Origin of the sequence: Actinomycetospora sp. TBRC 11914 (genome assembly GCF_012933465.1) — a bacterium.
GTDB lineage: Bacteria > Actinomycetota > Actinomycetes > Mycobacteriales > Pseudonocardiaceae > Actinomycetospora.
In genome coordinates this window covers 24235-39077 of sequence record NZ_JABBND010000027.1, presented here as the reverse complement: position 1 = coordinate 39077, position 14843 = coordinate 24235, and the positions used below count along the sequence as shown (strand labels likewise).

Sequence of the window (14843 nt, the reverse complement as noted above, 5' to 3'; positions counted from 1 at the left end):
GGCACCGGCCGGCCGTAGAGACGGGAAACCCCCGGAGCGTGCTTCCCGCGGCGGGATGCCGCGGGGCCCGGGTGGACGAGATCCGGGCGCTCCGGGGGCCTGGTGTCCATCGGGAATTCACCGGTCGACGTGTCCGCCCGCGGGGGGCGGCACCGGCCAATCCACGACCTGACGTCGACTAGCTGACGGACACCTCACGAGTCCTGTCGTTCTTCAACGTCGGACCACCTCCTCTCCCGTGTGCCACCACGCTAAGCCGAGATCGCCCGCCCCGCAAACGACATCGAAGCCGCAGGTCAGAGGCGGGTTCGCCACGCCAGGAGGTCGTCGGCGGAGCGCGTGTTGACGACCTTGTCCGCGGGCACCTCGCACTCCACGGCGCGCTCGCAGCCGTAGGGCTGCCAGTCGAGCTGGCCCGGGGCGTGGGCGTCGGTGTCGACCACGAACTCGCACCCCGCCTCGAGCGCCTGGCGGAGCAGGTCCCGGGGCGGGTCGAGCCGCTCGGGGCGCGAGTTGATCTCGACGGCGACGCCGTTCTCGAGGCACGCGTCGAACACCGCCTCGGCGTCGAACGTCGAGGGCGGCCGGGTCCCGCGCCCGCCGGTGACGAGGCGGCCGGTGCAGTGCCCGAGCACGTCGACCAGCGGGTGCGAGACGCCGCACACCATCCGCGCGGTCATCTCCTCGCTCGGCGAGCGCAGCTTCGAGTGCACCGAGGCCACCACCAGGTCCAGCTCGGAGAGCAGGTCGTCCGGTGCGTCGATCGACCCGTCCTCGAGGATGTCGACCTCGATGCCGCGCAGCAGCCGGAACGGGGCCAGCTCCTCGTTGACCTCGGCGATCACGTCGAACTGCCGCCGGCGCCGGTCCGGGGACAGGCCGTTGGCGACGGTCAGGTTCTCGGAGTGGTCGGTGAGCACCATCCAGGAATGACCCAGGTCGCGGGCCGTGCGCGCCATCTCGAGGATGTCGCTCCCCCCGTCGGACCACATCGAGTGGGTGTGGCAGTCGCCGCGCAGCAGCTCCCGCAGCGCGATCCCGCCCGCGACCGGCTCGGTGTGCCGCGACTCCAGCTCGGCGAGGGTCTCCGGCGTCCGGCCGGCAACGACGTCGGTGACGACGGCCGCGGTCTTCTTGCCGACCCCCTTGAGGTCGGTGAGCGTGCCCGCCGCGGCGCGGGAGGCCACCTCGTCGGGACCCAGCTCCGCCAGCCGTTCGGCCGCCGTGCGGTACGCCCTCACCCGGTAGGTCTCGGCGCGCTCGCGCTCGAGGTAGAAGGCGACGGCGCGCAGGGCGGCGATCGGGTCACCGTCGACGGGCAGAGCGGTCACGCCCACAGACATACCCCACCCGGGCCGGGCGTGGGCTCGGCCACGGCGGACAATCCCCGGGGGACGATGTTCTACGAGGAGGTCTGCTCGTGCGGGTGACCGGAGTCGGGCACGCGGGGATGCGTTTCGAGACCGCGGGCGGCAGCGTGCTGTGCGACCCGTGGGTGAACCCGGCGTTCTTCGCGTCCTGGGTGCCCTTCCCCGACAACACCGGGCTCGACTGGACCGAGCTCGGGAAGACCGACTACCTCTACGTCTCCCACCTGCACCGCGACCACTTCGACGCGGACAACCTGCGCGAGCACGTCTCCAAGGACGCCCGCGTGCTGCTGCCCGACTACCCCACCGACGAGCTCGAGCAGGAGCTGCGCGCGCTGGGGTTCCGGCACTTCGTGCGGACCGAGTCGGGTGTCCCGCAGGAGCTCGACGGCGGCCTCCGGTTCATGATCACCTCGCTGAAGGGACCGGGCGACGGCCCGATCGGCGACTCCGCGCTCTCCCTCGACGACGGCACCGCGCGGATCGTGAACCAGAACGACGCGCACCCGCTCGACATCCCGAAGCTGCTGGAGTTCGGCGCCTACGACGCGCACTTCACCCAGTTCTCCGGCGCGATCTGGTGGCCGATGGTCTACGACCTGCCGAAGGCCGCGAAGCGCGAGTTCGCCCGCCGCAAGCGCATCGGCCAGGAGGACCGGGCGATGCGCTACATCCGCGAGGTCGGCGCGCCGCACGTCTTCCCGACGGCGGGTCCGCCCTGCTTCCTCGACGACGACCTGTTCCGCTGGAACGGCCTGGGCTACGAGGGCGTCGAGGGCGAGTCGATCTTCACCGACCAGTGGGAGTTCCTCGGCCGGATGCGCGAGCTCGGCGCCGAGGACGGCTCCGAGCAGCAGCAGGGCCACCTGCTGCTGCCGGGCACGACCGCCGAGATCGGCCACGGCACCGTCACCGACCTGGCGCACCCGATGCCCGACGACGACGTCGAGCGCATCTTCGTCGACAAGGAGCGCTACCTCCGCGACTTCGCCGAGCGCGCCCGGCCCGTGATCGAGGCCCAGAAGGCACGGTGGGCCGCGCCGCAGCCCGACCTGCTGGTGCGGCTCAAGGAGTGGATCGAGCCGCTGATGAAGCGTGCCGACCACATGTGCGACGGGATCGGCGGCCCGGTCCGGATGGACCTGCACGGCATGCCGGACACCACGCCCGGCGTCGACGACGACGGCACGCTGTCGCTGACGTTCGACTTCCCGGCCCGCGAGATCCGCCTGTACGACGGCGAGCAGGCCCGCTACCGCTGGGGCGTGCCCGCCGAGCTCGTGGCGACCAACGTCGCGACCGGCGAGGTCGACTGGTCGAACTCGCTGTTCCTGTCCGTGCGGTTCACCGCGACCCGGGTCGGCCAGTACAACGAGTACCTCTACACGTTCTTCAAGTGTCTGTCCGAGGAGCGGATGGACTACGTGGAGAACTGGTACGACGCGCAGAACGACGACGGGCGCGACGTCGAGCTCGACGGCTGGCGCGTGCAGGCCCGCTGCCCCCACCTGTCCGCCGACCTCTCGAAGTTCGGCACCGTCGACGGGGACGTGCTGACCTGCACGCTGCACAACTGGAAGTTCAACCTCGCGACCGGGCGCTGCCTGACCAGCGCCGGCCACGAGATCCGCGCGGAGAAGCTCGACCGCTAACGCGCCCCGGCCCGTGCCCGACCGGTGACCCGGAGCAGGAGATCGACCGCGGGCAGCTCGACGACCCGCGGCCCCTCCCCGAGCGACAGGTCGGTGTCGGTCGCGACCAGCCGGGTGCCGGCGAGGTCGCTGCCGAAGTAGGCCAGCATGCGCGGCGTCGCGGAGCCCAGCACGTGCCGCACGCGGTCCGCCGGAGTCCGGGGCAGGCCGAGCGCCTCGGTGACGTCGAGGCCGTGGATGACGTCGTGGCTCAGCGCCCCGGCCTGCCCGCCGCCCGGTGGGCGCCACGGGTGGGCGACGTTGTCGCGCAGCGACGCCAGGAGCTCGGCGTCCGAGTGGTGGGCGGTGTCGGCGCGGGCGATCCGGTCGGCGAACCGGTTGAAGTCCCCCCGCGCCGCCGCGATCCCGCACAGCACCCGGACCGCCGAGTGGCGGTAGGGCATCGTCACGTGGGCGACGACCTCCCGGACCCGCCAGCCCGCGCACAGCGAGGGCGCCGCCCACTGGTCGGGGTCGAGAGCGGCGTAGAGATCGGCGAGCCGCTCGCGTTCGGCGAGGGTCTCGCGGGCGAGCGGATCGGTGGTGTCGAGCTGGCGCGGCACGGCGGTCTCCTGGGGAACGACGACGCTGACGCCACCTCCTACGTCCGCGGCGCCGGAGACTCATCGGTCGCCGGCCGGGAATCCGCGTCGAGCACGGCGGGCAGGCCGAACTCGCCGAAGCGGTCCGCGGTGCCGAGGAACGTCGTCGTGTGCGCGACGCGGCCGCCGCGGGGCTCCACCAGCACCAGCGCGAACGGCCGCAGCAGCCCCTGCCCGTCCGGCCGGTACTGGCCGAACCCCGGGTGACCGCTGATCACGGTCGGCGCGAGCCGGGCGCCCTCGCAGCCGCCGAGCCCGATCAGCCCGGCGATCGTCGCGCCGCCCTCCAGCCACCAGGCGAACGGCGGCATGGACGTGCGGGCGTCCTCGGCCAGCAGGTCGGTCAGGCGGGCGACGTCGTGCGCCTCGAAGGCGTCGACGTAGCGCGCGAGCAGGTGCCGCTGCTCCGGGTCGGCGGCGTCGAACGGGTCCCCCGGGGCCGGCCGGTGCCGGTCGAGCGTCTCGCGGGCGCGCTGCAGGGCGCTGGTGACCGACGCCGTCGTCGTGCCGAGGACCTCGGCGGTCTCCGCGGCCGAGAACGCCAGGACGTCGCGCAGGATCAGCGTCGCGCGCTGCCGCGGCGGGAGGTGCTGCAGGGCGGCGACGAAGGCGAGCCGCACGGTCTCGCGCTGGGTGGTGGCCTCCGCCGGGTCGACGGCCGCGACGAGGCGGGCGTCGGGCATCGGTTCGACGAACCGGTCCGCCGGCAGCGGGACACCGATCTCCGCTCCCGGGACGGCCGCGGGCCCGAGGTCGACGCACAGGGCGCGCCGGCGCGCGGCGCGCAGCAGGTCGAGGCAGACCGTCGTCGCGATCCGGAACACCCACGGGGGCAGGGCGCCGCGGTCCGGGTCGTAGCGCTCCCGGTGGCGGAAGGCCCGCAGCATGGCCTCCTGCACGGCGTCGTCGGTGTCCGCCGCCGACCCGAGCATGCGGTAGCAGTGCGCGGTCAGGGGCACCCGCAGCGCCTCGAGCTCGTCGACGATCGGTACGGCCATGCCGGGAGTCCACCGTGTCCGCGGGCTGGCGCACAATGGAGCGCCATGGAGGCGTTGCGCATCGGTCCGCACGAGCTGGGGACCCCGGTCGTGCTCGCGCCGATGGCGGGCATCACCAACCCGCCCTTCCGCCGGCTGTGCCGCGAGCAGGGCGCGGGCCTCTACGTCTGCGAGATGATCACCGCGCGGGCGCTGGTGGAGCGCCATCCCGGCACCGCCGAGATGATCGCGTTCGACGACGACGAGACGCCCCGCTCGATGCAGCTCTACGGCGTCGACCCGGAGACGATCGGGCGGGCCGTGCAGCGGGTCGTCGACGAGGACCTCGCCGACCACGTGGACCTCAACTTCGGGTGCCCGGTGCCCAAGGTGACCCGCCGCGGCGGCGGGGCGGCGCTGCCCTACAAGCGCCGGCTGTTCGAGCGGATCGTCCGGCGCGCGGTCGAGGAGGCCGCCCGGGGCGGGCTGCCGCTGACGGTGAAGATGCGCGTCGGGATCGACGACGAGCACGAGACCTTCCTCGACGCCGGGCGCATCGCCGCCGCCGAGGGCGCGGCCGCGGTGGCCCTGCATGCCCGCACGGCGGCCCAGCGCTACTCCGGGCACGCCGACTGGACCCGCATCGCCGAGCTGCGCGACGCGGTGCCCGCCGAGGTCCCGGTCCTGGGCAACGGCGACATCTTCGCCGCCGACGACGCCCTCGCGATGGTCGAGAAGACCGGGTGCGACGGCGTGGTGGTCGGCCGGGGCTGCCTGGGCCGCCCCTGGCTCTTCGGCGAGCTCGAGGCCGCCTTCGCCGGCCGCCCGGCACCGACCCCGCCGACGCTGGGCCAGGTCGCGGGCGTGATGCGCCGCCACGTCGAGCTGCTCATCGCCCACCACGGCGAGCGCAAGGGCGTGCGCGACGCCCGCAAGCACATGTCCTGGTACCTCCACGGGTTCGCCGTCGGCTCCGAGGTCCGCCGCGGGCTCGGGATGATCGACGGGCTGGAGGCTCTGGACGCGCTCCTGGCCCGGCTCGAGGCCGACCAGCCGTTCCCGCCGGACGCCGACGGGCCGCGCGGGCGCCAGGGCTCGCCGGGCCACGTCACCCTCCCCGAGGGCTGGCTCGACGACCCCGAGGACGCGACGGTGCCCGCGGGGGCCGACGTCATGAACTCCGGCGGCTGAGCCCTCGTGCGCCGGGTGGCCCTCGTGCGCCGGGTGCCCGCCCTCGCCGTCGGGACCCTCCTCGCCGCCGTGGTGCTGGGCGGGTGCGGGGCCGTCGTCCCCGGGACCGCCCGCGTCGGCCTCGTCCCGTCGTCGGACCGCGTGCTCATCGACTCCTACGTCGCCTCCGCCAACCACGCGGGCGACGCCGGGCCGGCCGCGCAGGCGGCGTTCCTGCGGGCCACCCAGGCCGAGGGGGCGCCGTTCCCGCCCGACCGGTGCTTCACCGACCTGACGCTGCAGACCGACCTCGTCGGCCGCACCCTGCGCCCCGACCCCGGCTGGCGGCCACCGGAGACCGCACCGGGCACCGGGAGGCCGCCGGGGGCGGTGTACGTGGTGGCGGCCGCGGTCTCGGTCCGCCGGGGGCCCGCGGAGATCCGCGAGGACGTCGGGTCGAAGCACTTCGTCGTCCGCGGCGACCGCGTCACCGGCTACGCTCCGTGCGCTGACTAGATCCCGACACCACGGCCCGTCACGAGCCGAGGACTTGAGCGCCCGGTCGGGCAGCGATCCGGGGCCCGGTGGACAGCAGCGCGGATTCTCCACGCAGAGTCACATCGACCGGACGGTTGATTCCGTTGGCGGGCGGGGTGGGGCCATTGCACCGGAGCCGTCACGCGCGACACTGGAGAGGGGACACCACCGGGGAGGGACAGGTGCTGGTGAGGGGTTCACGGCTCGTCGGCCGGCCGGACCGCGCGTCGTCGACGACGCCCGCGGAGCCACCCACGCCGCTGCGCGCGTCCCCCGACGACGTGTCCGAGAACCCCGTGCACGAACCCACTGCCAGCACGTTCGACACCTCCCCGATCGTCGGGATCGACGAGGCGCTGCGGCAGGACGCGGCGGCGGACGATCCGGGAGCCGCGCGCGCGGCGCAGGCCCGGGCCCACGAGGCCGCCGCCGAGGTGCTCGCCGACCGCGGCGAGTGGCGCCGCGCCTACCAGCACCTGCGGGCCGCGATGGCCCTCGTGCACCTCGGCGACACACCGCCGGTGCACGTGCCCGAGCAGTTACGCCGCGAAGTCGACCGTCTCCGCCGCGAACGCGCCGAGGCCCGTGAGCAGAGCCGGCGCGACAGCCTGACGGCCACGTGGAACCGCCGCTACCTCGACGAACGCCTGTCGACGCTGCGTGACGGCATCGACGGCGCCGACGGGACGGCCGGGGCGGTCTGCGTCGCGCTGCTCGACGTCGACCACTTCAAGCAGGTCAACGACACCTACGGCCACGCCGTCGGGGACTCCGTGCTGCGCACCCTCGTGACGCTCATGCGCGAGGGCATCGACGGCCCGGCGCCCGACGGCTTCTGCGCCCGGTACGGCGGCGAGGAGTTCGCCCTCGTGCTCACCGGGGCCACCCCCGACGACGCCGTGCGCACCTGCGAGGGGATCCGCGCCCGCGTCGAGGAGCACGACTGGACCGCCATCGCGCCGGACCTGCGGGTGACCGTCAGCGCCGGCGTCTGCTGCCTCGGGGCGGACGCCCTCGCCGACGCCGGGGACGACCCGACGCCGGGCGCCCTGGACCGGGTCGACGAGCTCCTCTACGTGGCGAAGCGCACGGGCCGCAACGCGGTGGCCTACCGCGACGCCGCCGACCGCGTCCGGCTGGCCGGGCCGGCGGCAGGACGCCGCGGGGTCGAGGCGGTCGTTCGATCGGTGCGCGAGGCACCCCGTCCGGGGCGTTCGGGGCACTGAACGTCCGCTGGTGCTCCGCTGATCGGAGCACCAGCTCACGTTGTGCCGACCACCGTGGTGGCCAGGTCTCGGCGCGATAGCCCTCCGGCCACGTTTTGGTGACCGTCCGAGTACGATGCGTGGGCCCGGCGCCACGGCGAGCGCCCGGTTCCTGTCCGCGGGTACTCCGGGGGTTCCATGACCGACGACCGAGAGCGAGAGGCCGGGTCCGGCGCCGCCCGCTCCCGGTCGGGTCCGCCCTCGGTGCCGACCCGGATCGCCGTCCCCGGACCGGTCGAGCCGCCGCGGCGCGGCGCGGTCGCGCCCACGATGGTCCCGCTGGCCCGCAAGCGCGCCCTGCGCCACGGGCTGCGCCCCGCCGGGGCCGCCGCCACCACCGAGCCGATGCGCGACCTCGTCGGCGCCGCCGCGGGCGCCGGCACCGCACCCCCCGCGACGGCCGCGCCGCCCCGCGCGGTGCCGCCCACAGCACCACCGCCCACGGCCCCACCTCCCACGGCCCCACCTCCCACGGCCCCACCTCCCCGCGGGCCCGCCCGCTCCGCGGTCGGGCCGCCGCGCCCCGCGGTCCCGACGGCGCCCGCGGCACCGGCCTCGCCGTCGACACCGGCCGCGCCCCCGGAGCCGCCTCACCCGGAGCCGGACGAGGACCGCGAGCCCACCGAGCGGATGCCGCACCCGTCGGCCCCCACCCCCGCGGCGGCGCCCGGGGGCGACGAGGTCCCCGCGCTGCGCAGCGTCGTCGTCCCGGCGTCGGGCGAGGCGGACCTGGACTGGGCGGCGACCTCCGCGGAGCTCTCCCGGGAAAGGCTCCGCCGGACGAAGCCACCCCGCGACACCGCCCCCCGCAACGACGCCCCGCGCGAGAAGCCCGTCCGGGAGAAGCCCGTCCGGGAGAAGCCGCCCCGGGAGAAGACCCCCCGCGAGAAGCCCGTCCGGGAGAAGCCCGCCGTCGCCGCGCCGGTGCGCGAGGCGCGGCCGCGCCGCCGGTGGACCTGGGGGCGCACGGTCCGCGTCCTCGCCACGGCGATGTCGGCGCTGGTCGTGCTCGTGAGCGGGCTCGCCTGGGGCGCGACCTCGTGGTTCGAGACCGCGGTCCGCCAGATCGCCGCGCTGGACCCGACGTCGGCCTCGATCGTCGACCCCGCCGCCCAGGCCGGGGACCAGAACTTCCTCGTGGTCGGCTCGGACACCCGGGTCGGGGCCACCCCCACCGAGGACGTCGGGGACCCCAACGACGTTCCGGGCGCCCGGTCGGACACCGTCATGATCGTCCACATCCCGGCGAGCCGGACCGGGATGACCGTCGTCAGCTTCCCGCGCGACCTGGAGATCGACCGGCCCGCCTGCGAGCGCTGGGACTCCGTGAGCGGCGCCTACACCCCGCAGACGATCCCCGACACGCCGCGCGTGAAGCTCAACTCCGCCTACCAGGTCGGCGGCCCGCGCTGCGTCACCAAGGTCGTCCAGCAGCTCTCCGGCCTCGCGGTGAACCACTTCCTCGCGGTGGACTTCTCCGGCTTCAAGGACATGGTCGACGCCGTCGGCGGCGTCCCGGTCTGTCTCGACAAGCCGATGCGCGACACGATCCTCGGCACGGTCATCCCGAGGGCCGGCACGACGGTGATCACCGGCGACCAGGCGCTGGACTTCGTGCGGGCCCGCCACGTGATCGGCGACCCGACGAGCGACTACGGCCGCATCCACCGCCAACAGCTCTTCCTCTCGGCCCTGCTGCGCCAGTCGCTGTCGGCGGGCACGCTGCTCGACCTCGGCAAGCTCGACGCCCTGGTCGGCGCGGTGTCCCGCTCGACCTACGGCGAGAACATCGAGGCCGACCAGATGCTCTCCCTCGGCCAGTCGCTGTCGGCGCTCGACGCGCACCAGGTCACCTTCACGACGGTGCCCACCACGGGCGTGGCGAACGACCGCGGCAACGAGGTGCTGCGCGACGCCGACGACCGGGCGCTCTTCGGCGCGATCATCGACGACCGGCCGCTGCCCGGGCAGCCCGGCGCCGCCCCGCCGCGGGCCGCGGCGCCCGCGGTCCCCGCGGACCGGGTCGCGCTGCGCCTGGTGGACGCGCGCACCGACACCGGCGACGCGGGCTCCGGCTCCGGCTCCGGCGACGACGGCTCCGGCGAGTCCGACGCCTCCGCGTCCGGCTTCCGCAGCGACCGCGGCTCCCAGGCGCCCTCCGAGAGCTCGGTGGCCGGGGCGCTGCGCGGGTACGGGTTCACCGTGGCGGGCGGCTCGGCCCTCTCCTCGGGCTCGGCGGCCCCGCGCACGGTCATCCGCTTCACCCCCGACCAGGCCGGGGCGGCGGCGACGCTGCAGCGGGCCGTCCCGGGAGCCGCGCTCACCCCCGAGGCGGGCGGCTCGGGCGGCCTCGTCCTGCAGCTCGGGGACGACTTCCAGGGCAAGGTCGTCAACCCGGCCGCGCCGCCGCCCGCCGCGCCCGCCGCTCCCCTGGTCAACGCGGCGGACACCGCCTGCGGGTGATCGTCGGGCACCGCCCGCCGTTCACCGCTGGTTCACGTGACGGACGGGTCCAGTCCCCCGCTTCCGCCTACTCTGCGGCCATGCGCACGGCCTACCACGAGAAGCTCTCGGGACTGAACGACGAGCTCGCCCAGATGTCCCAGCTGGCCGGCGAGGCCATGAAGAAGGCGACGACGGCCCTCCTCGAGGGGGATCTCGATCTGGCCGAGGAGGTCATCTCGGGCGACACCGAGATCGACTCGCTCCGCAGCTCCGCCGAGGAGCAGGCGTTCGGCCTGCTCGCCCTGCAGGCCCCGGTCGCCGGGGACCTCCGCTCCGTGATCGCGGCCATCCACTCCGCGGGCGACCTCGAGCGGATGGGCGACCTCGCCCTCCACGTCGCGAAGGCCGCGCGCCGGCGCCACCCCGACCTGGTGCTGCCCCAGGAGGTGGCGCCCTACTTCGCCGAGATGGGCCGCGTCGCGCTCGACCTGGCCCAGGACGCCCGCCGGGTGATCCTCGACCGCGACATCGAGCTCGCGTTCACCATGGAGTCCGACGACGACGCCATGGACGACCTCCACCGGCACCTGTTCACCGTGATGATGAACCGCGACTGGCCCCACGGGGTGGCGCCCGCGGTGGACGTGACCCTGCTCGGCCGGTTCTACGAGCGGTTCGCCGACCACGCCGTGGCCGTCGCCCGCCGCGTGGTCTTCATGGTCACCGGCAAGATGCCCGACCCGCCGCTGGCCTGAGCCTCCCCGGACCGGACGAACGAGTCGTTCGTGGCCTCTACGCGCACGAACGAGTCGTTCGTCCCGAGCGGGTGACTCAGCCGAAGCGGCCGGAGATGTAGTCCTCGGTCTCCCGCTCGGTGGGGTTCGAGAAGATCTTCTCGGTGTCGTCGATCTCGACGAGGTGGCCCGGCTTGCCGGTGGCCTCGAGGTTGAAGAACGCCGTCTGGTCGCTCACCCGGGCCGCCTGCTGCATGTTGTGGGTGACGATGACGATCGTGTACTCCGTCTTGAGGTCCCCGATGAGGTCCTCGATCGCCAGCGTCGAGATCGGGTCCAGCGCGGAGCACGGCTCGTCCATGAGCAGCACGTCGGGCTCGACGGCGATCGCGCGGGCGATGCACAGCCGCTGCTGCTGACCGCCGGAGAGGCCGCCGCCGGGCTTGTCGAGCCGGCCGGAGACCTCCTTCCAGAGGTTCGCGCCGCGCAGCGAGGCCTCGCACACCTCGTCGAGCTTCTTCTTGTCCCGCACGCCCTGCAGCTTCAGCCCGGCGACGACGTTGTCGCGGATGGACATCGTCGGGAACGGGTTGGGGCGCTGGAACACCATCCCGATGGTGCGCCGCACCGCCACGGCGTCGGAGCCGCGGGCGTAGATGTCCTCGCCGTCGAGGAGGACCTCGCCCTCCACGCGCGCGCCCGGGATCTCCTCGTGCATGCGGTTGAGGGTCCGCAGCACGGTGGACTTCCCGCAGCCCGAGGGGCCGATGAACGAGGTGACGGTGCGCGGGGGCACCGAGAGGTTGACGTTCGCCACGGCGTGGAAGTCGCCGTAGTAGATGTCGACGTCCTTGAGGTCGAGACGCTTGGCCACGAGGAGGGTCCCTTACTTGGAGATCGTCGAGAAGCGGGAGATGAGGCTCGCGACGAGCTGGAAGACCATCACGATGAGGATCAGGGTCAGTGCGCCGCCCCAGATGCGCAGCTGGCCGGCCGCCGAGGGGTTCGTCGAGAGCTCGGTGTAGATGAGCAGCGGCAGCGACGCCTGGTTGCCGTTGAACGGGTCGAAGTTGATCGCGCGGGCGTAGCCGACGAGGACCAGCACCGGTGCCGTCTCGCCCATGACGCGGGCGAAGGCCAGCATGATCCCGGTGACGGTGCCCGAGAGCGCGGTCGGGAGCACGATCCGCAGGATCGTCTTCCACTTCGGGATGCCGAGCGCGTAGGAGGCCTCGCGGAGCTCGTCGGGCACCAGCCGCAGCATCTCCTCGGTGTTGCGGATGACCACGGGGAGCATCAGCAGCACGAGGGCCAGGCCGACGAGGAACCCGCTCTGGTCGAGGCCGCCGATCGAGATGAAGAGCGCGAAGATGAACAGCGCCGCGACGATCGAGGGCACGCCGGAGAGGATGTCGACCATGAAGCTGGTGGTCCTCGCGAGCCGGCCGCGGCCGTACTCGGTGAGGTAGACCGCGGCGCCGATGCCGATCGGCACGGCGAAGATCCCGGCGATGACCGCCTGGATCAGGGTGCCGATGATCGCGTGGTAGACGCCGCCCTTGGCCTCGTCCGGCGAGACGCCCGAGAGCGAGTGCGTCCACCAGTCGATCGAGACGATCGCCGGCAGGCCCTTGGCGAGGACGCTGACGATCAGCCACACCAGGGGGACCACGGCGATGAGGAACGCGAGGCTCACCAGCACCGTCGCGACGTGGTTCTTGACCTTGCGCGCCGTCGAGATGCTGCGGAAGGCCTCGGGGACGGCCGGCTGGTCCGGCGCGTCGAGGGCGGTCGACATCAGCCGTTCACCTTCCCGCCGGCCACCACGCGGGCCAGCGCGTTGACGACGAAGGTGAGCACGAACAGCACGAGGCCCGCCGAGATGTAGGCGCCGGTCGGCAGCGGCTGGCTGAACTCCGACGCGGCCGAGGCGATGAGCGAGGCGAACGTGTACCCGCCGTCGAACAGGCTGCCGTGCGACGGGCTCGTCGAGGCGCGGATGACGAGCAGGATCGCGATGGTCTCGCCGAGGGCGCGGCCGAGACCGAGCATCGAGGCCGCGATGAACCCGCTCCGGCCGTAGGGCAGCACGGCCATGCGGATGACCTCCCACCGTGTGGCGCCGAGGGCCTGGGCGGCCTCGATGTGGAAGCGCGGGGTCTGGGCGAACACCTCGCGGGTGGTGGCCGTGATGATCGGCAGGATCATGATCGCGAGGACGATGCCCGCGGTGAAGATCGTGCCCGTGAGGACCGGGGCGATGTTGCCCGGCGCGAACAGGAAGAACCAGCCCAGCCAGGTCTGGAGGAAGCCCGCGCCCGGTTCGATGGCCGGGGCGAGGACCAGGATCCCCCAGAGGCCGTAGACGATCGACGGGACCGCGGCGAGCAGGCCGATCACGTAGGAGAACGGTCGGGCCAGGCGCTCCGGCGTGTACTGCGTGAGGAAGAGCGCGATGCCGAGGCCGACCGGCATCGCGATCACCAGCGCCATGAGCGACGACAGCACCGTGACCACCAGGAGGTCCCGGATGCCGAAGCGCAGGTTGTTCGCGTCGGTGGTGTTGAACTCGGGGCTGGTCAGGAAGTTGTCGTGGTTCGCGATCAGCGACGGGATGGCCTGGACGACCAGGAACAGGCCGATGAGGGCGATCGCGGCGACGACGACGAGGCCGGAGCCGGTGGTGAGCCCGCGGAAGACGCGTTCCCCGGTGCCGCCCGAGCGCGCCCCGCCGGTCCTGGGCGGGGTGGCCTGCTGCTGGGTGTCGGTCACGGATGACATGGTGGCGGAATCTCCCGGGGTGTCCTGGGTCTCAGGCCCCCCCGAACCTGCCCGCTCGGTGGTGCTCTCGCTCACAGCTCTCCGGAACCGCCTCGGGTGTCGGGTTCGTGCCGGGCACGGGCCCGGCCGGGAGGGGAGTCCCGACCGGGCCCGGGTCGATCAGGAGATCGAGTTGACCGACGTCGTCAGACGCTGCTTGAACGCGTCGGGGACCGGGACGTACCCGCCCTGGCTCAGCGTGCCCTGGGCCTGCGGCGACAGGGCGGTCTGCAGGAACGCCTTCACCGCCTGCCCCGTCTGCGGATCGGCGTACTTGCTGCAGACGATCTCGTAGGTGGCCAGCGAGATCGGGTACGCGCCCGGCGTCGTGGTCTTGTAGATGCTCGTCAGGTCGAGGGTCAGGTCGTTGCCCTGCCCGGTGACCTTCACCGCGTCGATCGCCTTGCCGAGGTTGTCGGTCGACAGCGGGACCGGCTGGCCGCCGCCCGCGTTTATGATGTTCGCGGTGGGCAGCTGGGCCTTCTGGGCGAAGGACGCCTCGATGTAGGCGATCGAGTTCGGCGTGTTCTTCGTGGCGTCGGTGACACCCTGGCTGCCCTTGGCGCCCGCCCCGACACCGCCGTTGAACGTCTGCGCCGCCGGCTTGCCGTAGGCGTTGTTCGACGCGGCGTTGAGGTAGTTCTGGAAGTTCTGGGTGGTGCCGGAGTTGTCGGACCGGAAGTTCACGACGATCGGCGCCGCGGGCAGGTTCTTGCCCGGGTTGAGGGCCACGATGGCCGGGTCGTTCCAGGTCTTGACGGTCCCGTTGAAGATCTTGGCGAGCGTCGGGCCGTCGAGCGCGAGGTCGGTGACGCCCGCGACGTTGTAGGCGATCGCGACCGGGCCGAAGACCATCGGGAGGTTGAGCGGGGTGGAGGTGCAGCGCTGCTGCGCCGCCGGGGTCTGCGCCGCGGTCAGCGCGGAGTCCGACCCGGCGAAGTCGGTCTGGTTCCCGGTGAAGTCGTTGACACCGGCCCCCGAACCACTGGCCGTGTAGTTCACGGTCTGGCCGTTGCAGGTCTGCTCGAACGTGTTGACGAAGCCCGTGATGGCGTTCGCCTGCGCGGTCGAGCCGCTGGCCTTGAGCGCCTGCTTGCCGCCACAGGTGACGCCCGACGCCTGCGGCGTGGACCCGCCGCCGGAGTTGTTGTCACTGCCGCACGCGCTGAACAGGAGCGCCCCGGCCGCGATCAGGCCGATCGCCGCTGCGCGCCGCTGGAACCTCACAGGGA

Annotated in this window: 13 protein-coding genes; 6 read left to right on the top strand and 7 right to left on the bottom strand. The window is 73.4% G+C overall.

The window, feature by feature from the left end:
* Positions 1-296 precede the first annotated feature (296 nt).
* The gene (locus HH311_RS28375) at positions 297-1343 is read right to left on the bottom strand and encodes a PHP domain-containing protein (protein WP_169187085.1); all 1047 of its coding nucleotides are present in this window, start codon (positions 1341-1343) and stop codon (positions 297-299) included.
* A 77-nt stretch (positions 1344-1420) separates the two neighbouring features.
* Between HH311_RS28375 and HH311_RS28370 the strand changes: the two genes are divergently transcribed.
* Positions 1421-3022 (top strand): Rieske 2Fe-2S domain-containing protein, encoded by a 1602-nt coding sequence (locus tag HH311_RS28370; protein ID WP_169187084.1) that lies wholly within the window; start codon positions 1421-1423, stop codon positions 3020-3022.
* Here the strand turns inward: HH311_RS28370 and HH311_RS28365 are convergent.
* Together HH311_RS28365 and HH311_RS28360 are read right to left on the bottom strand one after the other, a co-directional pair.
* Positions 3019-3624, bottom strand: a complete 606-nt coding sequence (locus HH311_RS28365; protein WP_169187083.1) for a maleylpyruvate isomerase family mycothiol-dependent enzyme — start codon at positions 3622-3624, stop codon at positions 3019-3021. The genes HH311_RS28370 and HH311_RS28365 overlap by 4 nt on opposite strands.
* 38 nt (positions 3625-3662) lie before the next feature.
* Positions 3663-4661, bottom strand: coding sequence for an RNA polymerase subunit sigma-70 (locus HH311_RS28360; RefSeq protein WP_169187082.1), 999 nt, complete (start codon positions 4659-4661; stop codon positions 3663-3665).
* A gap of 45 nt (positions 4662-4706) precedes the next feature.
* Between HH311_RS28360 and dusB the strand changes: the two genes are divergently transcribed.
* From dusB to phoU, 5 genes are all read left to right on the top strand, one after another.
* The gene (gene dusB / locus HH311_RS28355) at positions 4707-5831 is read left to right on the top strand and encodes a tRNA dihydrouridine synthase DusB (protein WP_169187081.1); all 1125 of its coding nucleotides are present in this window, start codon (positions 4707-4709) and stop codon (positions 5829-5831) included.
* Positions 5832-5846: 15 nt separating this feature from the next.
* Complete coding sequence (locus HH311_RS28350) at positions 5847-6326, top strand: hypothetical protein (protein WP_169187080.1); 480 nt, start codon at positions 5847-5849, stop codon at positions 6324-6326.
* 209 nt (positions 6327-6535) lie between these two features.
* A complete protein-coding gene (locus tag HH311_RS28345) occupies positions 6536-7573 on the top strand; it encodes a GGDEF domain-containing protein (protein ID WP_312030465.1) in 1038 nt (345 codons plus the stop codon).
* A gap of 177 nt (positions 7574-7750) precedes the next feature.
* On the top strand, positions 7751-10075 hold the full coding sequence (locus HH311_RS28340) for an LCP family protein (protein ID WP_169187079.1): 2325 nt from the start codon (positions 7751-7753) through the stop codon (positions 10073-10075).
* 80 nt (positions 10076-10155) lie between these two features.
* A complete protein-coding gene (gene phoU / locus HH311_RS28335; protein ID WP_169187078.1) occupies positions 10156-10812 on the top strand; it encodes a phosphate signaling complex protein PhoU in 657 nt (218 codons plus the stop codon).
* Positions 10813-10888: 76 nt separating this feature from the next.
* Here the strand turns inward: phoU and pstB are convergent, their stop codons facing one another.
* From pstB to pstS, 4 genes are all read right to left on the bottom strand, one after another.
* A complete protein-coding gene (gene pstB, locus HH311_RS28330) occupies positions 10889-11665 on the bottom strand; it encodes a phosphate ABC transporter ATP-binding protein PstB (RefSeq protein ID WP_169187077.1) in 777 nt (258 codons plus the stop codon).
* A gap of 12 nt (positions 11666-11677) precedes the next feature.
* Complete coding sequence (gene pstA, locus HH311_RS28325; RefSeq protein WP_169187076.1) at positions 11678-12589, bottom strand: phosphate ABC transporter permease PstA; 912 nt, start codon at positions 12587-12589, stop codon at positions 11678-11680.
* The gene (pstC, locus tag HH311_RS28320) at positions 12589-13572 is read right to left on the bottom strand and encodes a phosphate ABC transporter permease subunit PstC (protein WP_169187075.1); all 984 of its coding nucleotides are present in this window, start codon (positions 13570-13572) and stop codon (positions 12589-12591) included. The genes pstA and pstC overlap by 1 nt, the downstream gene beginning before the upstream one ends.
* A gap of 159 nt (positions 13573-13731) precedes the next feature.
* The gene (pstS, locus tag HH311_RS28315) at positions 13732-14838 is read right to left on the bottom strand and encodes a phosphate ABC transporter substrate-binding protein PstS (RefSeq protein WP_169187074.1); all 1107 of its coding nucleotides are present in this window, start codon (positions 14836-14838) and stop codon (positions 13732-13734) included.
* Positions 14839-14843 lie beyond the last annotated feature (5 nt).

Excerpts from the sequence above, each read along its gene's own strand:
- HH311_RS28360 (WP_169187082.1), bottom strand. The coding sequence starts at position 4,661 with ATGGCCGTACCGATCGTCGACGAGCTCGAGGCGCTGCGGGTGCCCCTG.
- HH311_RS28340 (WP_169187079.1), top strand. The coding sequence starts at position 7,751 with ATGACCGACGACCGAGAGCGAGAGGCCGGGTCCGGCGCCGCCCGCTCC.
- pstC (WP_169187075.1), bottom strand. The coding sequence starts at position 13,572 with ATGTCATCCGTGACCGACACCCAGCAGCAGGCCACCCCGCCCAGGACC.
- HH311_RS28375 (WP_169187085.1), bottom strand. The coding sequence starts at position 1,343 with ATGTCTGTGGGCGTGACCGCTCTGCCCGTCGACGGTGACCCGATCGCC.
- dusB (WP_169187081.1), top strand. The coding sequence starts at position 4,707 with ATGGAGGCGTTGCGCATCGGTCCGCACGAGCTGGGGACCCCGGTCGTG.
- phoU (WP_169187078.1), top strand. The coding sequence starts at position 10,156 with ATGCGCACGGCCTACCACGAGAAGCTCTCGGGACTGAACGACGAGCTC.
- pstA (WP_169187076.1), bottom strand. The coding sequence starts at position 12,589 with ATGTCGACCGCCCTCGACGCGCCGGACCAGCCGGCCGTCCCCGAGGCC.